Below are 21,256 nucleotides of genomic sequence, written 5' to 3'. Positions count from 1 at the left end.
AACCTGCACTAAAGGATGAGAAAACTGCCGCTATGGTAGCGATTTTTAGCGCCGGACTCAATCGAGCCCGAACCATAAGCCGAAACCTGTACTCATTTTAGATATTTAACATCAATGCAACTAAACTTACTCTGATGAATCCACAAGGACGTTTTGCCTATGCGTGCCTCTCACTTACCCAGCGCATCTGAGGCCTTTAGCCTGATTGAACTGTTGCTGGTGTTGACGCTCCTCGCGCTAGTGTCGACCATAGCAATGCCCGACTTAAGAGAGTTTTGGTTGCGCCTGCAAGCAGAACATTTTATGCGGCAACTGAGTCAACACTTAGCTTATGCCAGAGTACATGCCATAGCTCAGCAAGATCCGGTACAGATTTGCCCGCGCCATGGCACAGTCTGCAGCTCAGACTGGAACTCAGCCCCTATTCAACTGCATCAAAAAGCCTTACAAAACTGGCAGGATCTGCTGCTACGTGAACTAAAGCATCCGGTACATAGCCATCAGTTGTTTTACAACAGACCGTCACTGCAGTTTCGCAGTGACGGTAGTCTGGATTTATTAGAATCCGGTACTTTTATCTATTGCAGCAAAACGCCTTATCAGTGGCACTTCAGATTAACCGTCAGCCAGGCTGGGCGGAGTCGGTTATGGCAGGAAAATAAACCCTGCCCTTATTAGAAACTTAATGGGTCCAACAGACTGAACCGGGTTCACTGCTTTTTTGACCATAACTGTTCAGCAAAAATACCTGACAGCTTTTATCTTCGGTCTGAGCCTGTTGAGCCTGAGCTTTAAGCTGATAGCCCTGCTCTGTAACAACAGCACTTATTTTATAACGACCGGATTCTGTTAAAAACTGTTGAGCAGCAAAGCCAAGCTCAGTCAGATCTGCACTGTATCGTCGCTGATCCACCAACAACATTTCCTGTAAGCCAGCCACTTTTAATAGCGTCTGCATCGCTTCAGCTCTGTAACTTTTCAGTACATGATCCTGATAGCCAGGTAATAAGACCGAGGTTAAAATACCTAAAATAGCCAATACAACGACCACTTCAATAAAGCCTAATCCCTGCTGTCTGCCCCTCATTCGTAAACTCCTTCTTCGTTGTGATAGGTTCCCATCAACTGCCAGCGTGGGAAACTGTCTTGCCGAATGGCTTTGCTGCAATGAGTGCAATCTGGGCTGATCTCCAGCATCTGTTCAATCAGTACCTGCTGGCTATGCGGATCGATCAGCGAAAAACCGCCTTGCTCATTCGCTTTCACTTTCAAGGAACCAGCGGCTTGCACTAAAGGTAAGCTGGGCTGGCGATACACTGCAGAGCCATGATGTAAATGCAAAGCCGTCAAAGCTGAGCTACTTTGTTCTGCACTGCATAACTGCTCAGGGTTCTGCTTAAGCAGATTGAGATACACCACACCTGCAGCCACTAAAGGAGGCTGAGTCAAACGCCCATTCAGTTGGCTGAACCAGCCATGTTTTTGCTGAATGTGCTGCCAGTCTTGCGGCGTTAATAGTGCAAGCTCGGGGGAGCCGGGTAAAGTTCTGTCGACTAAGTCAGGCGGGGATGAGGTCATGTCACTGCTTGGTTTGAGTACAACCAATACGGTGTTTTGTTGTCGTAACGCGGCCAGTACAACCAACCATTGGCTCCGTCTTGAGTGAAAATCACTGCCAGAGCCTCCCACTGGCACGGCAGCATACAAAGTGCGGATAAACTGAACATCGCTGAGATTGAGCATGGATAAGTCAGCAACAGTCTGCATAGTGTGAAACTGCTGCTCCTCAAGCTGAACCTGCCAGAGTTGACCGGATTTCGTGCTGAACAACAGACTGTCTGACACAGTATCTCTGTCGTGATCATAAAGCACCAAAGCACCAGACAATCCAGCTATATCCTGTGTGGCAGCCAGTCTGCTTTGCAGCCGTCCTGTCATCATATCGATTTTATACAGCAGTGTTTTTGTTGCTGCTTGCGCTGTATTTGCTAATAGCACGGACAAAGCGGGCAATACAGGTTGCTCTCTCGGCTCGAGCATCAATAAGGGCTGAGCCGCAGAGCCTGCTAAATCTGCAAATCCGGCAACAGTTGCATCCAGACTCCACAGCAGCTCGATCCTCTGCTGCTCATCCAGTCTCAATGCAAAATAAACCGCAGGACTGACACTGCTGCCACTGACAATGATCAACTGATCTTCAGTTCCAAGCTGCTGCTCTGTGATCAACAAAGGCTGATGGAGCTGGGTGTCCATCTCTGCTAATTGCTGTTGTAATTGCGACAATACAGGCAATAAAGACCAGGGCAACCACCACAATGTGTTTTCTGCTTTAGCATCAGTGAATAGCTTCAGCACACCTGCATAACTGACAAGCTTATAACTGGCATCTTTAAAGCCTGGCACAGGCTGACTTTGGCTGTCTATGGTAGCGCAGGATAAACTGTCCAGCAGTGCAGGCAAGTTATTCAACCACTCTGTGGTTTGTTCAGTACTAAGCTGCAGATGCAGTGCAACGGCCTGATGTTGCGCTGTGGTCAGCTCGGTCAGTTGTACAGAACCCACTTCAGGAATATGGCTCCAGTAAGAAGCAGCCCAAAGTTGCTGACTGCACAGCAACAGACATAGCGCTAATTTATAAAACTCCATCCCCGCCTCCTTCAGACAAGGATTGTCTGACTAAGACACTGGTGACTGTGTGGTGATGCTGGGCGTGGCGCTGCGAAGTCTGCACCTGATACCACTCGCATCTGAACGTCAACTCAGTCCAGGCCGCATAATGCGCCGGACAGGGGCCAATCGAATACCGATCGGATTCAGCTGTACTTTGTTGCAGTTGCTTCAATTCCTGCAAATGCTTGCTTTGAGTTTGCTGTTTCAATTGAAAAGCTAAGGTAGCACTGCCTGCTAACTTTTGACTCAATTGTGTTTGCACCAGCATAGATAAGCTAATACAACTCAATACCAGCATTAATATCAGGGTGGTGATCAGAATAAAACCTTTAGAACCTGACATCATAACGACCTCCTCTTATAAGCGTGTGTTGCTAAATGCCACAGAACTGCTGACTAACAGGCGCCGGAACGGGTCAGAAGGAGCCTTAAACCACTCTTGGCCCATCTGATACAACTGATTGTTTTGATAACTAAAGTCTTCATCTAAGCTGCGTAGCAGCACGTAAAATTTGATATTGATAATACGATGTTTCTGTTGCTGCCAGTGCGCAAGTTGCATCTGCCTGGTTGCCAGATAATAATCAACCTGACCGTCTAAATTGCCGTCCAGACCGAATTCAAAATGCATTCTCTCGACCCCGTCCAATACAGAGTCTGTGGTCATCAGATTTTGTCCGGCAGCGTTACGGATCAACCGTTTACGCATCAATACAGGAATAACCTTGCCGGAGTGTTTTTGTTCCGCAATATAAAAAACCTGATGAGAATAGGGCCAATACGAGGAATCTGGCATTAAGTTAGCACTGGAACTGGTCACAAATTGACTAGTGGCAGGTGAAGTTTCAAAATAAACCCGGTTCTGACGCATTTGAGTTGCGGTCAGGCTGACCCCCACAATTCGTTTAAACTGCAGTAGCTCAGAGCCAGCCTTGGGCTGATTCAAACAAGCCAGATGATGATGCTGTTCCACCAGTTGCGCATACAATCCCAGATAGGGCTGGCCTTGCACTGGAAAACTGCCGGCATCAAAGTCTGCGGCACAATCGCCCAACACAGGAGCAAGCTGATGAGTCGCTGATGCAACATCAGCCAGACTGCGGCCAGCGAAAAACATCAGATTAGGTAACTCAGCCTGGAACACCGTCATCAGCATCTGACTGTTTTGTTGTAGTTGTACCAATTGCTGAGTTTGACGATTGGACTGCTGAGTCGCAAACAAAGTCCCAATCAGAAAGGCCATCAGCACTAAACCCAGGGTCAGGCTGATCAGCAACTCCACCAAAGTGAAGCCACGCATTTTAAGGGACCACCATAGAAATTTGCAGACGGTTGGGTGATACATCGCAGACAGAGGCTGGGCGCTGGAGTTGTACTTTAGCCACAGAGCGCCAGCTCAACTGGATCTTTGTCTGCCCGGCCTGCTGTCCGATACAAAGCGCAGGTTGTTGTAACAGCTGTAAACTTTGTGAATGACCAGAGGCACTCAAGGTACTGTATAAATGATACTGACTGAGTTGCGCTGCATCACAGAGATAATTTGGGCTGCAAACAGCAGGCTGCTCAGTTGTCCAGAGTGGATGTGTACCCTGGTAATCGGCAAAAACCCTGTTATGGCTTGCCATTCGTTCAGCCAACTCGGCTGTCAGAGCTAAAGCTATGGTGTGTTGGGTGGCCAGAATGACTTGCTGACGCGCAAACAAAGAAGCGCCTAAAGCGCCCAGTCCTGTCAGGCACAGCAAAAATAAACTGATCAGAACTTCGGTAAAGGTAAAACCAGAGGCCTGTGGCATATCCCGACGCCCGTGCAAGTCCATTTACCTTAAATTTACCTCTGTTCCTTAAAAGGTCAAACTCTGTCGGCAGTTTTTCCCAATGGTCGCACCAGTAGCGTCTTAGTAGACTTCACTCCAGGCACTCATGCTGCTCGGTGTGGCTGCGCTGGAACCTGCACTGCTATCCAATTGCCACATTTGTTGAGCGACGCCGTTTTCGCTTAATAAATCCCGGGCGGTTTCGAGCGATCCTTTGTCGTATCTGAAAGTGGCTTTGCCGCCGCCATCTACATCAAATACAAAAGTTGCCTCAGCTTTGCCAAAACTCCACTCACCGGTATTGGCGTCCTGCAACGGGTTGGCGAATACCACAGCGCCCCCCAATACGCCACCATTACCGCCACCCGAAATAGTAAAAGTCTGACCTGTGACAATAATCAGGCCTTCAAAACTGGGCGTACCAGAAAAAGACAAGTTCCCTTCCACCACTAAAATACCGGCACCGCTGTTGTTTCCTTTTAATTGCAGCGGACCGCTGTGATAAGTAATACGGGGAACTGCTACTGTGCCCATATTATTCGGAGCAACGCCACGTTGTGCCACAGGCAACGCATAATACTCAGCCTTTAACGCCGCAATAAACTCAGCCATTTTCTGCGGATCACCAAAAGGGTCATCAAATTCAACTTTTTTGATGCCACCTTTGTAATTATCCATCCGGCCCTTGCTGTTAATATCAGTTTCCATCAGCTCGACATTAGCATCAGTGTTGGTGGCAAGGGCTGGTCCTATCGCATTTCCCTGAGCGTCCAGCTCACCGATGATTTCAAATGAAGCACTGTTCGCGGTGTCAAAGGTTTTGATGTTGCCTATGATATTCATCGCCGCAAGATTACCCGAGGCTTTCGCTTGTTGATACAAGGCCTGTACTTTGCGTTGAACGCCGGTATTACTGATAGTGCCGACGCTGACAAGAAGCGCAAATCCAGGATTAGACACATAATCAACAGATTCCAATCGCCACTGTGCACTGTTTTGTAAATTCTGCTGGCCTGCGTTAATCGCCGCCAGAGTCGCGGCACTGTCTCCCCACAAACCAGCATTTGCCGGGTCATCAAACCAGACTTTCGCGCGTACCAGGCCACTTTCTGCGGCCATAAAAGCTTCTGAAGCCTGTTTTTGATTAGAAGCAATGCGCTCCGCCAACTGGGTATTGCCTATGCCTGCTATGCCAACCACGGTCGCGACAGCTAACAACATCAGACTGACAATCAGTACTGCACCGCGTTCTTGGTATCTCATGACTCAGCCTCCTGAAGCTGCAGCTACAAATTTTTGTGTCATCACCGCATTGCGCAGTGCCACCCGAAAGCTGAACTGATGTTGCTGGCTATAATCCGCTGCTCCGGTACTCAACTGGACCTGGGTGAGTAATGTCACCGCATTGCCACAAGCAACCACCACTGATTCTGCATCCAGGCAACTAAAAAGCACTGTCTGTATGTTATCAGCGATCACAGCCGCAGCTTCGCCTGTCACGGTACGGTGAAGCTCTGCATCATTCGTCAGTTGATAGGTGATCACGGCTGCGCCCTGATTGATCGTCAGTGTGTCAAAGCTCGCATTCAGAGCCACAGCACTGGCCCCTCGGACATCATTCAGCACACTATCAGTGACAAAACTGACATGGCCCTGCAGCACACTGAAACGCTGTGACTCGCGATATGCGTGTTGCCCGGCAACAAAAATCTGAATGCCACCCCAAATCAGAATAATGCCAAGGGTTAAACCAATCAGTAACTCAACCAGAGTCAGGCCATAGTGCAACGCTATATTGATCGCCCGGCCAGACCTCATGGATATAAATCCAGCGCGTAGGTGAAATGAGTCTCCGCACTGCCGCTAAACCGGCTCTCATCCCAATTGACATGAATAATGTAAGTGGTCTCTCCAACTGCAGGTGCTGTGATCGTCGCGGCCAAACCGGGCAAAGTTAAACGTCCATCCTCAGCACTTTGCCAGTGTTCTTGCCACTGCTGAGCCAGTTCTGCTGTGGTTAAAGGTGCAGCAGACGCACTGTTGGCCCAGAGACGTTCCCCGGCATCCATTGCGATCACTGTTGCTAAAGTACGTTGGTATGCTGAATGACTATTTTGCAAAGACTTGAGCTGTAAACCAGCCATACCTAACAGACCAAAGGACAGGATCAACACCGAAACCAGAACTTCCAGTACACTGAATCCTGCTGAGAATCGGAGTGAGAGCATCAACTACATCCTCCCTGCTCTACGGCTATCTGGCCCCCTAAACTAACGAAGAGATGACGATCTAAATCAGCATATCCGCTATACGACAAGGTGATACAGGCTTGCGCCGCCGCCCGGCCTTTGGCATCAAACAAAACAGTGGTGTCATCGGCCAGCAGGATGTCTGCAGTATCATGACTCATTGATCGTAAAAGCTGTGTATCTGCAAGCCGGGTAACGTCAGCCTGCCACCCCTCGTCTGTGTCGGACAAGGTGAGTTGTATCGTCTGCTGCTGCTTGATCGCTTCAGAGCGGGTGAACTGAAGTAACGCCAGCAGTGCATTCGCCTGACTGCGTACCGTATTTTGTTTGAGCATAGTATCCATCGCAGGCACTGCAATAAGGGTCAGGATCAACATCAGGCTTACTGCCATCATAAGTTCGATCAAACTAAAACCTGAGTGCCGCTGCTGAAGCATTTACCAGCACTCCTGTGGATTAGAGCCGCCTTTTTCACCGCGCTGGTTTAGAGTAAAAGTGCTACAGAGGGAATCTGCACTTTGGGCTCCAGTGGCTGTTGCGGTCAATGTAAAGGCTGTGTCCGTTATTTCGGCGGAAATAGTGTAAAAACCACCGCTGGATGAGGTTGCTAAAGATAATCCGGTGTAACTATTGCTCTGCGTGAACTGGCGTTCTAATTGCTGCGACAGGGTAAACAAGCTTTCTACCGCGTCAGCCCGGCGGGATACCATGATGTAATCCTGGTACGCGGGCAAGGCTATGGCAAAAAGGATACCAGCGACAGTAATGGCGATCATTAACTCAATCAGGCTGAAACCCAAATCATAAAACTTGTTCAAAGACGGTGAACTCCTGCGGCAAAACCCCACTGCGCCAGTAGCCTAACTTTAGCAAAGTCTGCTGCATTAGCCAGTGGCTGGCTCCACAGCCGCAGGATTTAGTGCCTGACTTCTGCACAGAGCAGAAAATCAGCCAAAAAAAAGCCCCGTATTCACGAGGCTTGTTAGTTATCTTAATTCTGCTGGCACCGCAAAAATCACGTTTTCTTCACGGCCTGGATGCTCAATCACTTGTTTACCCCCCCATTCCGTCAGGCGCTGCACCACTTGCTGCACCAGCACTTCAGGCGCAGAAGCCCCGGCAGTCACGCCGACAGATTTAACGTCTTTCAGCCAGTCCTGCTGAATATCCGCTGCAGTATCAATCAGATAGGAGCGGCAACCCATTTTTTCAGCCAGTTCCCGCAAGCGGTTCGAATTACTGCTGTTCTTCGCGCCAACGACCAGCAACAATTCGGCTTTGGCCGAGAGTTCACGCACCGCATCCTGCCGGTTTTGGGTGGCGTAACAAATATCGTCTTTACGCGGCCCTTCAATATCAGGGAAGCGTGTGCGCAGCGCATCTATCACATCAGCGGTATCATCGACAGATAACGTAGTCTGGCTACTGAAACAAAGCTGGGATGGATTTTTCACCTGCAGCTTTTCGACATCTTCCACAGACTCCACCAGATAAATACCACCTTGTGGGTTGTCGTATTGGCCCATAGTGCCTTCGACTTCCGGGTGTCCGGCATGACCAATCAGAATACATTCAATACCTTTACGACTGGCGCGGGTGACTTCCATATGTACCTTAGTCACCAAAGGACAGGTGGCATCAAAGACTTTCAGGCCCCGTTGTTTGGCATGTTCACGCACCGCTTGCGATACGCCATGAGCACTGAAAATCACGATGGCGTCATCCGGCACTTCGTTCAGCTCGTCGACAAACACAGCACCAGCGCGACGTAAGCCATCGACCACAAACTTGTTATGTACCACTTCATGGCGCACATAAATCGGCGGCTCGTAAATTTCCAGCGCACGAGACACTATGCTGATAGCACGGTCAACTCCGGCACAAAAACCCCGTGGATTGGCGAGTAAGATATCCATAATTAATTGATAACCTGTACGATTTCAACATTAAAGGTCAGAGTCTGGCCGGCCAGCGGATGGTTAAAATCCACAGTGACAGACTCGCCCACCACTTCACGAATAAGTCCTGGCAATTCAGAACCGTCTGGCATCGCAAAACCGACGATCATGCCGACTTTGGCCGGAGCCTCGGCTGAAAACTTACTGCGGTCGACATAATAAATATTGTCAGGATTGGGCATACCGTAGGCATCTTCCGGTGCCAGGGTAAAAGTACGTTTATCCCCAGCCGCCATACCGCTTAACTGAGCTTCAAAAGCAGGCGACAAGCTACCATCGCCCATTTGCAACTTGGCTGGTTTGTTATGCACGCGGGTACTTTCGGCGGCACTGCCGTCGGACAACTTAATATCAAAGTGAAATATCACAGTACTGCCTGGACCTATGATCACTGCTTGTCTCCTGAAGTGGCTTGCTGGTTTTCGCTGCTGAAGCTATCCCAGATCAGTAAAACGGCGCCAATGCTGATAGCACAATCGGCAATATTAAAAATAGGGTAATGCCAGTTCTGATAAAACACATGCAGAAAATCCACCACATAACCGTACAGGCTGCGGTCGATTAAATTGCCAATAGCACCACTGATAATCAGGCTGAGCGCCAAAGATAACTTCAACTGGCTTTTGGCTAAACGGCTTAACCAGATGGCTAATACGATGCTGACCACTACAGCGATCAGGGTAAAAAACCAACGTTGCCAGCCACCAGCATCGCCTAAAAACGAAAAGGCAGCGCCATAGTTGCGGGCATAAGTAAAATTAAACACCGGCAACAAAGACACAGATTCGCCTAAGCTGAAGTTCTGAATCACCCAGATTTTGCTCAACTGATCAGCCACTAACACCAACAGTACCAACCACCACCAGCGCCAGCCAGTTTCTCTGAATAAATGCATCAGGCAAACTTCCTTACTTCACCAGCACCTTCAACGTTATCGACACAACGCAGACAAATCAGCGGATGTGCTGGATGCTGACCGACATCATGTCTGTGGTGCCAGCAACGATCACATTTAGGTGCAGTGGAGGCATTGACTACCACAAACAGGTTGTCCATGTCGGTGACGACTGCATCCGCAGGCGCCGCATCGCTGGACACCACCGCAGTAGAAGTGAGCAAAGCAAAACGTAACTCATCACCAATCGACATCAGATCTGTTGCCAATTGACCTTTGGCATACAAGGTCACTTCAGCCTGCAAGGACGCACCAATTTTGCCATCACGACGGCCTACTTCCAGCACCTTGTTGACGGCATCACGCACTTCCAGCAGTTGTTGCCAGAAGGCATTATCAAACTGACCGGCTGGTACATGATCTAACCCCTGATACCAGACTTCGGTAAAGACAAACTCGCTATGCTGCCCTGGCATCACTTCCCAGATTTCCTGCGCTGTGAAGCTCATGATAGGCGCCATCCAGCGCACCATGGCCTGCACCACATGGAATAACGCAGTCTGACAGGAGCGACGGGCTAAACCATCAGTTTTAGCCGTGTATTGACGGTCTTTAATCACGTCTAAGTAGAAACTACCCAACTCGACAGTACAGAAATTCATTAACTTCTGGCTGACCTGATGGAACTGATAGTTTTCATAGGCGTCGACAATTTCCTGCTGCAATTTAGCCGCACGTTGCACCAGCCATAAATCCAGTTGCACCATCTCTGCAAAGGGTACCGATTGTGTCTCTGGCTCAAAACCTTTTAAGTTCGCTAAAAGGAAACGGGCTGTGTTACGGATACGGCGGTATTTGTCGGCAGCGCGGTTTAAGATTTCATCCGAGACTGTCATCTCTGAGGTGTAATCTGTGGTGGCGACCCATAAGCGCAGAATATCAGCACCTAACTTGTTCATCACGTCCTGTGGCGACACCACATTGCCCAGCGACTTGGACATTTTGCGGCCTTCGCCATCGACGGTAAAACCATGGGTCAGTACTTGTTTGTAGGGCGCGTGGTGTTTAATCGCTACACCTGTCATCAGAGACGACATAAACCAGCCACGGTGCTGATCCGACCCTTCTAAATAGAGATCCGCCTGCGTGGCACCATGGAATTCAGCACGAGGCTCAATCACACAAGCGTGCGTCACGCCTGAGTCAAACCAAACGTCCAGCGTGTCTGTCACTTTGACATATTGAGCGGCATCAGCACCTAATAATGTTTCTGGCTCTAAGTCAAACCAGGCCTGAATACCAGACTGTTCCACCAGCTTGGCCACTTGTTCCATTAAAGCCGGCGTATTGGGGTGCAAGGCACTGGTGTCTTTATCAACAAAAAGTGCAATAGGCACACCCCAGGTCCGCTGACGGGAAATACACCAGTCCGGACGACCTGCCACCATGTTTTCAATCCGCTGCTGACCCCAGTCTGGGATCCAGCGGGTTTGGTTAATTTGTTCTAACGAGGTGCTGCGCAGGCCTTTTTGTTCCATGCTGACAAACCACTGTGGTGTGGCACGGAAAATAATAGGAGTTTTATGGCGCCAGCAATGCGGGTAGCTATGCGTTAAGGCTTTATGCACCAAGAGCTTGCCAGCCTCTTTTAAGGCTTCCACCACAGAATCGTTGGCTTTAAATACATGCTGACCAGCAAATAAAGGCGTATCCGGCAGATAAACACCGTTTGCCCCCACCGGGTTAGCTACTTCTAAGTTGTAGAGCTTACCGACAGTAAAGTCTTCCGGGCCATGGCCTGGCGCCGTATGTACGGCACCAGTACCAGAATCGGTGGTGACGTGCTCACCTAAGATCACCGGCACGGCAAAGTCATACAGCGGGTGTTTTAATTGCACCAGCTCCAGTGCCTGACCTTTGCAGAAGCCTAAATTATGGTAGTGCTCCAGACCAGCACGGGCCATCACTGTAGTGACTAAGTCTGTGGCTACAATTAAGCGCTCTGGGCCATTGGGGCCTTGTTCGACTTGTACCAGGCTGTACTCAATTTTGGCATTCAGCGCTACAGCTCGGTTAGCAGGTATAGTCCATGGCGTCGTGGTCCAAATCACCACAGACACAGGGCCAGAACCAGTGTGACCTTCAGGGTGATCAAATTTATTCACGTCCGCTTCGTTCACCAGGGTGAAACGTACATCAATAGCTGGCGATACTTTATCCTGATACTCCACTTCAGCTTCAGCCAAAGCAGAACCACAGTCGGTACACCAGTGCACTGGCTTAAAGCCTTGCTGCAGGTGGCCATTATCAATGATACGGCCTAAAGAGCGGATGATATTGGCTTCTGTGGCAAAATCCATAGTGCGGTATGGATTGTCCCAATCGCCTAACACGCCTAAACGAATAAAGTCGACTTTTTGTGCTTCGATTTGCGTCAGTGCATAATCACGGCATTTTTGACGGAACTCTGCAGCGCTTAATTTCACACCTGGCTTACCGTATTTCTTCTCAACCACCAGCTCTATCGGCAGACCGTGACAGTCCCAGCCCGGCACATAAGGGGCATCAAAGTCAGACAAGGTCTTGGCTTTTACAATCATATCCTTGAGGATTTTATTGACCGCATGACCAATGTGAATGTTACCGTTGGCGTATGGAGGGCCATCGTGCAGGATAAAGGTTTTTTTACCTTGTTTGGCCTGACGAATTTTCTGGTACAGATTTTTTTCTGTCCAGTTGGCTAACATCTGCGGCTCACGCTGCGCCAGGTTGGCGCGCATGGCAAAAGCCGTGTCCGGTAAATTCAAAGTCTGCTTGTAGTCAGTCATCCGTTGTTGTTCCGTGTTCTTTAAAGTTTAAATTCGTGTCACTGTGCCGTGCTTTAAGCGGATGGCAAAGCAAAATAATCGCGCGCCTGCTGCGCATCTAAGGCAATTTGTTGCTGCAATTGCGCAAGGCCATCAAAACGTCGCTCCGGCCTGATTTTCTTTTTTAAAATCACTTCGATCTGTTGGCCATATAAGTCGCCGTTAAAATCAAAGAAATGCGCTTCCAGTTGCTCTTTTTTACCTTGTAGCGTCGGTCTTGAACCAATATTGGCCACACCATGGTAAAGCCCCATTTGGGTGACAGCTTCAATGGCATAGACGCCATGCACAGGTAAATTCTTTCGGTACAGCCAGACATTGGCCGTCGGGAAACCCAACTGCCGCCCGACTTTCTGGCCATGCCGCACCCGCCCCATTAACGAAAAAGGCCGGCCTAACATCTGGGCCGCAAGTTCAAGTTGATCCTGCTCCAGCGCCTGTCGAATTAAAGTGCTACTCACGCGCTGATTGTTTTGTTTCAGGCTGGCTGTGTTACCCAAGCCAAACCCATGTTTGGCCGCCGCTTGCTGTAACAAGGCGAAATTACCGGCGCGATTTTTTCCAAAACAAAAATCATCGCCAACAATTAAATGCTTAACGCCAAGCTTGTTCAGTAACAAATCCTGAATAAATTGTTCCGGCTCCTGACTGGCAAATTGACGGGTAAAAGGCACGCAGAGCATGCGGTCCACCCCTTGTTGCGCCAGCCAGTGGTACTTTTCGCGAAAACGACATAACCGCGCGGGCGCACCGGCTGGGTTAAATAATTCCAGTGGCTGAGGCTCAAATACCATCACCACTGCAGGTAACTTTAACTCCGCCGCTATAGCTTTCAACTGAGCCAGCACAGCCTGATGCCCCAGATGTACGCCATCAAAATTACCGATAGTTAACACACAGCCCTGATGTCTGGGTTGAATTGTATGTAAGCCGCGAATTAACTCCATCCGGTATTTTTACTCTGCTGCCGTCGAAAAGTGCCCGATTATAACCGCATAATCATTTGCTTTCAGCATTTGTCTGGCGTTTAAAATCGCTCAAACGCACACCAAAGGCAAAAAGTAAAACAAAGTAGGCCAGGATAGCAAAAGCAAAATAGGCCAACAAATGCAGCACTTGTCCTGATAAACCTAAGGCAATCCAGCCAGTCAGATCCGGTGTCACATAAAATAAACACCCAGCCATTAATGCTGCAGCACTAAAAGCTTTGGCAATAAACCAGCAGGTTTTGCTGCTAAAGCTATATATATCGCGCTGTTTCAGGCCACGATATAACAACCAGGCATTCAAAGTACCTGATAAAGCGGTCGCCAGCGCCAGACCAACGTAACTTAAAAAAGGTGCCAGCATCAGGTTAAAGCCCATATTGGCCACCATAGCAATAATGGCAATTCGCACCGGCGTTTTAATGTCCTGCCGCGCATAAAAAGCCGGTGCCAGCACTTTAATCAGCATCAGCGCTACTAAACCGCTGTTATAAGCAATCAGGCTGTGCGAAGTTTTAACGACGTCCTCAGCCGTGAACTCACCACGCATAAACACCGAGGCAATAATAGGTTCAGCCAGCACTATTAAGCCCAGCATAGATGGAATGCCAAACAAACAAATAAAACGTACTGCCCAATCCAGAGTGTATTTAAAGGCGGCCTCACTGGCTGCGGCGTAATGACGGGATAAGCCAGGTAAAATCACGGTAGCAATAGCAATACCGAACAAACCTAACGGAAACTCCAGTAAACGGTCGGAGTAATACAACCAACTGACGGCACCTGTGACTAAAAAGGATGCGATTATGGCATCCAGTAGCAAATTAATCTGACTAACCGATACGCCAAATAACGCCGGGATCATCAAAGTGCGGATTTTTGTCACGTTTGGATCCTGCCAGCCCCAACGTGGCAGCACTAATAATCCGGCTTTGGCTAAAAACGGCAGTTGGAATAAAAACTGAATCAAGCCCCCTAAAAACACCCCCCAGGCGATGGCCTCCGCTGGATTTTCCAGCTGTGGTGCCAGGTAAATAGCCGAGCCTATCATGGCGACATTTAAAAACACCGGGGTAAAAGCCGCCACAGCAAATTTGTTATAGGTGTTCAGTACCGCACCGGATAAAGCGACAAAAGTAATAAACCACAAATAGGGAAAGGTAATTTTCAACAGGAAACTGGCCTGCAGGTATTTGTCGCCCTCTGGCGCTCCGTCCAAATAGGCATTAAACCAACCAGCGCCGAATAACATCATCAACACAGGAGAGCCAACCACAGCCAGTACAGTGACGACTGTGACAATCAAGCCTAAAGTGCCGGCCGCTTTGGCAATCAGCTCGCGCACCGCATCATCACCATGTTTTTCTTTCACTTCAGCCAGTACAGGCACAAAAGCTTGTGAAAACGCTCCTTCAGCAAATAAACGTCGTAAAAAATTCGGAATACGGTTGGCCATAAAAAATACGTCGGCCATAGCGCCAGCACCTAACACATTGGCGACAATCACATCCCGGACTAAACCAAGCACCCGTGAAATAAGGGTCATAAAGCTTACGATCATGCCCGATTTTAATAATTTTCCTGACACAGACTGCTCCTGCAACGACATTTCTGTTATTTTCACCTGAGTCAGAGTGGATTACCAGCCAAGGGCTGATTTTATTCTGCAATCTGTCAAGGAAAGCATTTGACAAGGGCCTACAAAATAGGCATATTATGCGGCCTTTAAAGGTCCCGGTTTAGTTTTTAGGAGTGTTACCTTGGCTAACATTAAGTCTGCTAAGAAGCGCGCTATTCAATCTGAAAAGCGTCGTCAGCAAAACGCAAGTCAGCGCTCAATGATGCGTACTTTCATGAAGAAAACATACGCTGCAGTGTTAACTGCTGACTTAGCTGCTTCACAAGAAGCGTTCAAAAAGATGGTTCCAATTTTGGATCGTATGGCAGACAAAGGTCTGATCCATAAGAACAAAGCTGCCCGTCATAAGTCACGTTTAAATGCACATGTTAAAGCTTTAGCGACTAAAGCTGCTTAATAGTCATGAAGCTGTTGTTCGCAACAGCTTATTGCAACAGTGCATTAAAAAAACCACCGCAAGGTGGTTTTTTTATGTCTGATTTCACACCGATGTCAATCATGCACTTTTGCATTCACGGCCATCCATGGCACTAATAGCCTCAGAGCGCTGTACTATTTCTTTTCACAATAGAGTTTATGCAACAATCGAATCAAAGCGACAGCTTCTTCGCTCTGGATCCGATAAAACACGGTTTGCGCTTCTTTGCGGGTTTTCACCAGTTTTTGCCGTCTGAGTACAGCTAAATGTTGAGACAAAGCCGACTGACTTAAACCTAACTTTTCGTTCATTTCGGTGACTGATAATTCAGACTCCAGCAAATAACACAAAATCAACAAACGGCGTTCATTGGAAACCGCCTTCAGCAGCTTGGCTGCCTGTGCCGAGTTCTTCAGCATTTCTTCCAATTTCATTTTGTTGCTTCTTTGATCTAAAAACAACATTATGCAACTCTGGGCTTTACAGTGGCAATACGATCTATTCTCATCTGTCGTGTTTCAGACTGCACCTGACTCATCAGAACGCGACCATGCATTCGGATCGCCATACAACTGACTCCCTGCTTTCACCTTTTATCGCAATAAGAAACTTCATGCAGATCTGAGCATGGTACAGTGGACGCACTGGTTGATCACAGAGTGCATAACACAGATGAACATTTGGCAAGGAATTATTATCGGCGCTTTATTCGCGCCATCAGTTTGGGCTGCGACTACTCCAGCCTCAATGGATCAGGATTTAGCCTATCAACTGGTGGAGTCGCTCACTGTTGAAGTCGGTCCCCGCATCGCAGGTAGCGAAGCCGATCGTCGCGCCGTGCAGTGGGCGCTGAATAAGTTTACACAATTGGGTTATGACAAAGTATGGACTGAAGAATTTGATATGCCCGGCTGGACCCGCGGTCAGGCCAGCCTTGAGGTCGTTTCGCCTTTTGCTCAACCTTTTGTATTGACGTCCTTGGGCGGTTCGGTCGGGACTCCTAAAGCAGGTATTCGTGCCTCTGTCGTGATGTTTGACAGTATTGAAGCTTTAGAAAAAGCCGATGCGGCTGCTGTGAAAGGTAAAATTGTGTTTATTAACAAGCCAATGACCAAAGACAAGTCAGGCTCTTTTTACGGGCAAGTGGTGGCAGCTCGCTCTCGCGGTGCAGTAGAAGCGGCCAAATTAGGGGCTGTGGCTATAGTGATTCGTTCCGTAGGCACCAGCAACAACAGGTTTGCCCATACCGGAACTATGAAATATGACGAAACTATCGCTAAAATTCCGGCAGTGGCGATCTCTGTACCTGATGCACAGAATTTGGCAAAAATGCTCGAACGCTCATCCAGAGTAGAGTTAAAACTACAGATGGAAAATCAATTAGAAAAAGCCACCAGTCACAACGTCATCGCAGAAATAACAGGCACAGAAAAACCTGAAGAAATAGTCTTGATCAGTGGCCATCTGGATTCATGGGATCAAGGCACTGGCGCGTTGGATGATGGTGCTGGGGTGGCCTTAGTCATGGCCACAGGCGCCTTGATTAAACAAAAAATCAAGCCAAAACGCACCATCAGGGTTGTGTTATACGGTAATGAAGAAGGGGGATTACTCGGAGCCAGAGCCTATGCAGCCAAACACCATAAAGATTTGGACAAGCATGTGTTAGCGGCAGAATCTGACTTTGGTGCAGGCCGGATCTGGCAAATCGAAAGCCGTTTTGGTGACAAAGCTCTGCCTTTTGCCAAAGAGTTGCAACAAAAACTGGCTCATCTGGATATTGCTTTAGGTGGCAATAGCACTTATGGCGGCCCTGATGTATCCGTATTGGCGCAGGCTGGCGTGCCCGTTGTTGCCTTGTCGCAAGATGGCACTGATTATTTTGATTATCACCATACCCCCAACGACACGCTGGACAAAATAGACCCGGATTCGTTAAAACAAAACTTGCAAGCTTGGCTTATCATGACTGAAACTGTTGCCAACAGCTCAGTTAATTTACGTCACTAATGGCCAAACAAATTAAAAAGGCCTCGCTTTTAAGCGAGGCCGATAAACAAAAACTATTAAAAAAGGCGGGCAACAAAAAGCCCCTGACTCAACCTCAGACTACGACTTCTGCTTCTGCGGTTGGACGCGGCCTGTCCGGTTCCGCCAACAGGCTTGCCACAGAGCAATACACTGTGGTTTCCACCAAAAAAAATATCAAACTCTGGCTGAGTTTGGTTTTGCTCCTGCTGATGGCCTTTGTGATAGCACCTAAACCTCAGTTACTGGAGTACCACAGCGCGGGATTAACGACTCAAAGTATTTATATGCCAGGCTGGTTTGGTGCTGAAGGCATTATTCTTGATACCAATCAACGCGCAGTATTGGCAGAGGATGAACAAAGGCTGTATTTATGTTTTGCTGACCAAAGCAAAGAACAGTGCGCTAAATACCAGTTACGTCAGCAACAAGGATTTATCGCGGCAGCAATTTTTTGGGCTTCGTCCGATCGATAACATCAGATGTTGGATCAGGAATGCCGGCGACAACAGATCCGGCATAACCAAAGCTGTATCCCCACCACCAGAAAAATCATCGCCGATGGATAGAGTAAAAAACTCTGCCCATAGTTAAACAACAAAACGCCGCAACTCAGATAAACAAAGGGCTGCAACTCATAACACCAAAAGGGCAATGTGCCTTGCTCTTTAAATTTAATTCCATATGGACTACGACGTTTGTCTGTACGTATTACCCAGACTATTGCACCAACAAATATCAATACAACACCTGATAAGGCAGCAGTCCAGTGTGGTAGCCAGAGTGCGGTTTGCGCCCCGCTAATCACGTATAAGTAAGGTAAAGTTTCATAAAGCCGTTCCGGGATCATGATGCTCTCCTTGCAGGAATGAACTTCACTTTAACTATAGTTAAAAAGTTAAATATTTGTTATTTAACGTCGATTTTTGTATCCAAAAACACCTAAATTATTGAGTCTGAAAGAAACTATTTTTAGCGATAAAAGGTCATTATCAAAGGCTGGCGAAAAACCCATAGCTCCCTACTGCGACTTCAAATGGGGCGGGTATATAATACGACAATTCACAGTCAGCTTAAGGTGGAGTAGTACATATGCATGACGAAGAGCTGGACTTATTTTTACAGGAAATGGCTGGAGTAAAACGCTTCACTGCTGATGCTGTTGCTGATCCAAATGGGGAGCATAGCCCAAGCCTGGCGCAACAGGCCCGGCGTAAAGCCGCCGAGCAAGACATGGAATACGATCCTAATTACCTCTCCATGGAATATGTCGATTTGGTGGCACCAGACGAGGTGATGGCCTACAAAAAAGATGGTGTGCAGGATGGTGTGTACAAGAATCTACGGCTGGGCAAATATCAGATGGACGCCACTCTGAATCTGTTGGGTAAAACCCTGGTGGAAGCACGCGCTGCTTTGTTTAGCTTTATTGCGGAGTGTCACCAACGAGGGATCCGAACCTTGTTGATCCACCACGGTATGGGACGCGATAGTAAACCTCATCCTGCCATTTTAAAAAGTTACTGCTTTAAATGGTTACCACAAATACCAGAAGTATTGGCTTGCCATACCGCCTTAAAACCTCATGGTGGTTATGCGGCCACTTATGTGTTGTTGCAGAAAAATGCGGAGCAAAAACGGGAAAACCGTGAAAGACACCAGAAGAAATAACAAATACCCCCACCAGGTGGGGGCATTTGGTCAGTTCAATCCTTCGACCGACTGCTGTCCTTGTGAACCTTGAGTCACTTGAGTAGCTTCAGCTTTTGTTAAAAAAGCCGACAATGCCATTAATAACACCAAAATGGCGATTGCAGTAAAGCCAAAACCGCGACTGGACGCTTTACGCATACAAAACCTCAGACTAAAAAATATTGTTATTGTTCTTGCTTTTTTGTGGATCTTGATCAATCCAAAACCAGTGTAGACAACTTGTTGTTTAGTTACAAGATTTACAATCATTTACAGTCAATTTTCTGATAAAGAAACAATCAGAGACAGACCAAGCGTCTCTGACTCAGCCGATGTACTGAGGGGCTTTAGTCTTTTGTGGCGAGTTTTTGCTGCAATGCGGCTACTGCCTGACGGGCAGCTTCCTGTTGCAAACTATAAAATTGCTGTTGATATTCAAACTCTACCGCCTGACTGTGCTCTTTACAGTGCACTAACTGACGCATCGAACTTTTGGTTTGTCGCACTAAAGCCGTAGGTACTGCGGCTAAGTCAGCCGTCATCGCCAAAGCTCTGGGCAAAAGTTGCTCGACGGCTAATACTTCTTTGACTAAACCGTACTGCCAGGCCTGTTCAGCCGAAAGTTTTTCACCACAAAACAACATAGCCATCGCTTGTTGCCAGCCGATCAATTGTGGCAGTAGCCAGCCATGCCCTCCACCAGGGTGCAATGCTAACTGGAAAAAGCGGCTGTCAAACCAGGCCTCTTTGCTGGCTAAACGAATATCACAGACCATGGCCAGATTCATTCCTGCCCCAACGGCGGGACCATTCACCAAGGCAATGGTGAGCAAAGGAGAATCAGCCACCTGACTAAAGGCCTGATACAACTGCCTGAGTTCTGTGCCATCTCCATCTGCCGCATGTTGTAACACAGCTAAATCAGCACCAGCACAAAAAGCCCGCTCTGTGCCCATCACACATAAGACTTTCAGTTCATCGTCCAGACTCAATTGATGCACAGCCGCTGCAATTTGCAGCGCACTTTCCGGAGTTAACAAGTTACGTTTTTCTGCTGCAGTCAGTTGTAACAGCGCAACATGACCGTGTTTTTCAATGCTAAAACTTGCCATCAGTAGCCTCTTTCCCTGTTGACCAGATGCATTAAAGGTAGCCCATTTAACGTACGTTGATAATTTTCAACAATCTGATGAATAGCAGTATCTACGTTAGTCACCGCAGAGCAATGCGGTGTCACCAACACAGCCGGATGCTGCCAGTATGGATCCACTGCAGGCAAAGGCTCTTCCCGGAACACATCCAGACAAGCCGCCTGCAACTGGCCGGAATCTAAAGCCGCTAACAGAGCAGCATCATCGACTATGGCACCCCGGGCAACGTTAACCAGAATAGCGCCGGCTTTAAAAGCACGAAGACGCTCTGTGTTTAAAAAGTTATTGGTATCAGGTGTCAGAGGCAATAAACAAATCACTAAATCAGCAGCAGAGACAGCCTTGATAAAACCTTCTTCACCAGCGTAACTCTCAATACCATCCAGCAGTTTTATACTGCGTGACCAGCCACTGACCTGATAACCCTGCTGGACAAAGTACTGCGCCGCCGCCTGCCCCAACTCACCTAAACCCAATACGCAAATATGCTTTATTAAGCGTGGGCTTTTGGGTTTCCAAAGCTGTTTTTGCTGCTGACGCTGGAATACATCCAGCCGTAGTTGGTAATGCAACACTATGCCTGCCAGATAGTTGACCATAGAGGACGCCAAAGCAGGGTCGACAATTCGGCTTAAGGGTAAATCCGGCAAAGTTGGATCCGACACTATGCTGTCGACACCGGCACCAAAAGACTGCAGGCTTTTTAAATTACTTAATGCGGCTAACGAACCTTGTGGTTGTTTCCACACCACGGCCATCTGCACCTGATCAGGTGCAGTGTAATGGGGCCATTGCTGAATAAGTACGCCAGGCAACAACATATTTAGCTTTTCGATTAAAGCATCTAACTTACGATCGGGGATCACCAGGGCTATCGACATCTGTTCAC

The 21,256-nt window shown here is 48.1% G+C and carries 26 protein-coding genes; 5 read left to right on the top strand and 21 right to left on the bottom strand.

Going from position 1 to position 21,256, the window contains the following annotated elements:
- Positions 1 to 159 precede the first annotated feature (159 nt).
- Positions 160 to 678, top strand: a complete 519-nt coding sequence (locus tag SD53_RS02705; RefSeq protein WP_046518676.1) for a GspH/FimT family protein — start codon at positions 160 to 162, stop codon at positions 676 to 678.
- A gap of 4 nt (positions 679 to 682) precedes the next feature.
- On the opposite strand, the gene SD53_RS02700 is transcribed toward SD53_RS02705, so the two are convergent.
- The 16 genes from SD53_RS02700 to murJ all read right to left on the bottom strand — a co-directional run bounded on the left by SD53_RS02700 (position 683) and on the right by murJ (position 15,027).
- On the bottom strand, positions 683 to 1,087 hold the full coding sequence (locus tag SD53_RS02700) for a type IV pilin protein (protein WP_046518675.1): 405 nt from the start codon (positions 1,085 to 1,087) through the stop codon (positions 683 to 685).
- Positions 1,084 to 2,646 carry a hypothetical protein gene (locus tag SD53_RS02695; RefSeq protein ID WP_046518674.1) on the bottom strand — a complete coding sequence of 521 codons (1,563 nt, stop codon included), beginning with the start codon at positions 2,644 to 2,646 and terminating at the stop codon, positions 1,084 to 1,086. The genes SD53_RS02700 and SD53_RS02695 overlap by 4 nt, the downstream gene beginning before the upstream one ends.
- Entirely contained in the window at positions 2,633 to 3,016 is a 384-nt protein-coding gene (locus SD53_RS02690; protein WP_046518673.1) for a hypothetical protein, read from the bottom strand. The genes SD53_RS02695 and SD53_RS02690 overlap by 14 nt, the downstream gene beginning before the upstream one ends.
- Before the next feature lie 12 nt (positions 3,017 to 3,028).
- A complete protein-coding gene (locus SD53_RS02685; protein WP_046518672.1) occupies positions 3,029 to 3,970 on the bottom strand; it encodes a PilW family protein in 942 nt (313 codons plus the stop codon).
- Position 3,971: 1 nt separating this feature from the next.
- Positions 3,972 to 4,487: a type IV pilus modification PilV family protein gene (locus SD53_RS02680; protein ID WP_046518671.1), complete on the bottom strand. Its 516-nt coding sequence runs from the start codon at positions 4,485 to 4,487 to the stop codon at positions 3,972 to 3,974.
- Between the two features lie 78 nt (positions 4,488 to 4,565).
- The gene (locus tag SD53_RS02675; protein ID WP_046518670.1) at positions 4,566 to 5,747 is read right to left on the bottom strand and encodes a pilus assembly PilX family protein; all 1,182 of its coding nucleotides are present in this window, start codon (positions 5,745 to 5,747) and stop codon (positions 4,566 to 4,568) included.
- Positions 5,748 to 5,750: 3 nt separating this feature from the next.
- Positions 5,751 to 6,302 carry a PilW family protein gene (locus SD53_RS02670; protein ID WP_046518669.1) on the bottom strand — a complete coding sequence of 184 codons (552 nt, stop codon included), beginning with the start codon at positions 6,300 to 6,302 and terminating at the stop codon, positions 5,751 to 5,753.
- Positions 6,299 to 6,712, bottom strand: a complete 414-nt coding sequence (gene pilV, locus SD53_RS02665) for a type IV pilus modification protein PilV (RefSeq protein WP_046518668.1) — start codon at positions 6,710 to 6,712, stop codon at positions 6,299 to 6,301. The genes SD53_RS02670 and pilV overlap by 4 nt, the downstream gene beginning before the upstream one ends.
- Entirely contained in the window at positions 6,712 to 7,170 is a 459-nt protein-coding gene (locus tag SD53_RS17910) for a GspH/FimT family pseudopilin (protein ID WP_052749226.1), read from the bottom strand. The genes pilV and SD53_RS17910 overlap by 1 nt, the downstream gene beginning before the upstream one ends.
- On the bottom strand, positions 7,171 to 7,551 hold the full coding sequence (locus SD53_RS02655; protein ID WP_052749225.1) for a type IV pilin protein: 381 nt from the start codon (positions 7,549 to 7,551) through the stop codon (positions 7,171 to 7,173).
- Positions 7,552 to 7,719: 168 nt separating this feature from the next.
- The gene (ispH, locus tag SD53_RS02650) at positions 7,720 to 8,649 is read right to left on the bottom strand and encodes a 4-hydroxy-3-methylbut-2-enyl diphosphate reductase (protein WP_046518667.1); all 930 of its coding nucleotides are present in this window, start codon (positions 8,647 to 8,649) and stop codon (positions 7,720 to 7,722) included.
- Positions 8,650 to 8,651: 2 nt separating this feature from the next.
- Positions 8,652 to 9,083 (bottom strand): FKBP-type peptidyl-prolyl cis-trans isomerase, encoded by a 432-nt coding sequence (gene fkpB / locus SD53_RS02645; RefSeq protein WP_046518666.1) that lies wholly within the window; start codon positions 9,081 to 9,083, stop codon positions 8,652 to 8,654.
- Positions 9,080 to 9,586, bottom strand: coding sequence for a signal peptidase II (gene lspA / locus SD53_RS02640; protein WP_046518665.1), 507 nt, complete (start codon positions 9,584 to 9,586; stop codon positions 9,080 to 9,082). Before lspA ends, fkpB begins: the two co-directional genes overlap by 4 nt.
- The gene (gene ileS, locus SD53_RS02635; protein WP_046518664.1) at positions 9,586 to 12,414 is read right to left on the bottom strand and encodes an isoleucine--tRNA ligase; all 2,829 of its coding nucleotides are present in this window, start codon (positions 12,412 to 12,414) and stop codon (positions 9,586 to 9,588) included. The genes lspA and ileS overlap by 1 nt, the downstream gene beginning before the upstream one ends.
- Before the next feature lie 53 nt (positions 12,415 to 12,467).
- Positions 12,468 to 13,400, bottom strand: coding sequence for a bifunctional riboflavin kinase/FAD synthetase (ribF, locus tag SD53_RS02630; RefSeq protein ID WP_046518663.1), 933 nt, complete (start codon positions 13,398 to 13,400; stop codon positions 12,468 to 12,470).
- A gap of 52 nt (positions 13,401 to 13,452) precedes the next feature.
- Positions 13,453 to 15,027: a murein biosynthesis integral membrane protein MurJ gene (gene murJ, locus SD53_RS02625; protein WP_046518702.1), complete on the bottom strand. Its 1,575-nt coding sequence runs from the start codon at positions 15,025 to 15,027 to the stop codon at positions 13,453 to 13,455.
- 172 nt (positions 15,028 to 15,199) lie between these two features.
- On the opposite strand from murJ, the gene rpsT reads away from it, so the two are divergent.
- Positions 15,200 to 15,475: a 30S ribosomal protein S20 gene (gene rpsT, locus SD53_RS02620; RefSeq protein WP_008900529.1), complete on the top strand. Its 276-nt coding sequence runs from the start codon at positions 15,200 to 15,202 to the stop codon at positions 15,473 to 15,475.
- A 155-nt stretch (positions 15,476 to 15,630) separates the two neighbouring features.
- Here the strand turns inward: rpsT and SD53_RS02615 are convergent, their stop codons facing one another.
- Positions 15,631 to 15,930 (bottom strand): ArsR/SmtB family transcription factor, encoded by a 300-nt coding sequence (locus tag SD53_RS02615; protein WP_046518701.1) that lies wholly within the window; start codon positions 15,928 to 15,930, stop codon positions 15,631 to 15,633.
- Positions 15,931 to 16,168: 238 nt separating this feature from the next.
- Here SD53_RS02615 and SD53_RS02610 point away from each other — a divergent pair, with 238 nt between their 5' ends.
- Positions 16,169 to 17,506, top strand: coding sequence for a M20/M25/M40 family metallo-hydrolase (locus SD53_RS02610; RefSeq protein ID WP_046518700.1), 1,338 nt, complete (start codon positions 16,169 to 16,171; stop codon positions 17,504 to 17,506).
- Positions 17,507 to 17,679: 173 nt separating this feature from the next.
- Complete coding sequence (locus SD53_RS18585; protein WP_125060851.1) at positions 17,680 to 18,000, top strand: hypothetical protein; 321 nt, start codon at positions 17,680 to 17,682, stop codon at positions 17,998 to 18,000.
- A gap of 14 nt (positions 18,001 to 18,014) precedes the next feature.
- Here the strand turns inward: SD53_RS18585 and SD53_RS17905 are convergent, their stop codons facing one another.
- Positions 18,015 to 18,374: a hypothetical protein gene (locus SD53_RS17905; RefSeq protein ID WP_052749224.1), complete on the bottom strand. Its 360-nt coding sequence runs from the start codon at positions 18,372 to 18,374 to the stop codon at positions 18,015 to 18,017.
- Positions 18,375 to 18,616: 242 nt separating this feature from the next.
- Between SD53_RS17905 and smrA the strand changes: the two genes are divergently transcribed.
- Positions 18,617 to 19,195, top strand: a complete 579-nt coding sequence (smrA, locus tag SD53_RS02595; RefSeq protein WP_046518661.1) for a DNA endonuclease SmrA — start codon at positions 18,617 to 18,619, stop codon at positions 19,193 to 19,195.
- 30 nt (positions 19,196 to 19,225) lie between these two features.
- Here the strand turns inward: smrA and SD53_RS18735 are convergent, their stop codons facing one another.
- The 3 genes from SD53_RS18735 to SD53_RS02585 form a co-directional block, all read right to left on the bottom strand.
- A complete protein-coding gene (locus SD53_RS18735; RefSeq protein ID WP_173425681.1) occupies positions 19,226 to 19,375 on the bottom strand; it encodes a hypothetical protein in 150 nt (49 codons plus the stop codon).
- A gap of 188 nt (positions 19,376 to 19,563) precedes the next feature.
- Complete coding sequence (locus tag SD53_RS02590; RefSeq protein WP_046518660.1) at positions 19,564 to 20,328, bottom strand: enoyl-CoA hydratase-related protein; 765 nt, start codon at positions 20,326 to 20,328, stop codon at positions 19,564 to 19,566.
- Positions 20,328 to 21,248 (bottom strand): 2-hydroxyacid dehydrogenase, encoded by a 921-nt coding sequence (locus SD53_RS02585; RefSeq protein WP_046518659.1) that lies wholly within the window; start codon positions 21,246 to 21,248, stop codon positions 20,328 to 20,330. The genes SD53_RS02590 and SD53_RS02585 overlap by 1 nt, the downstream gene beginning before the upstream one ends.
- Between the last annotated feature and the right edge of the window lie 8 nt (positions 21,249 to 21,256).

The organism is Rheinheimera mesophila, assembly GCF_000986865.1.
GTDB lineage: Bacteria > Pseudomonadota > Gammaproteobacteria > Enterobacterales > Alteromonadaceae > Pararheinheimera > Pararheinheimera mesophila.
The sequence above is the reverse complement of the archived record's forward strand: the minus strand, read 5'-3'. Positions and strand labels throughout refer to the sequence as shown.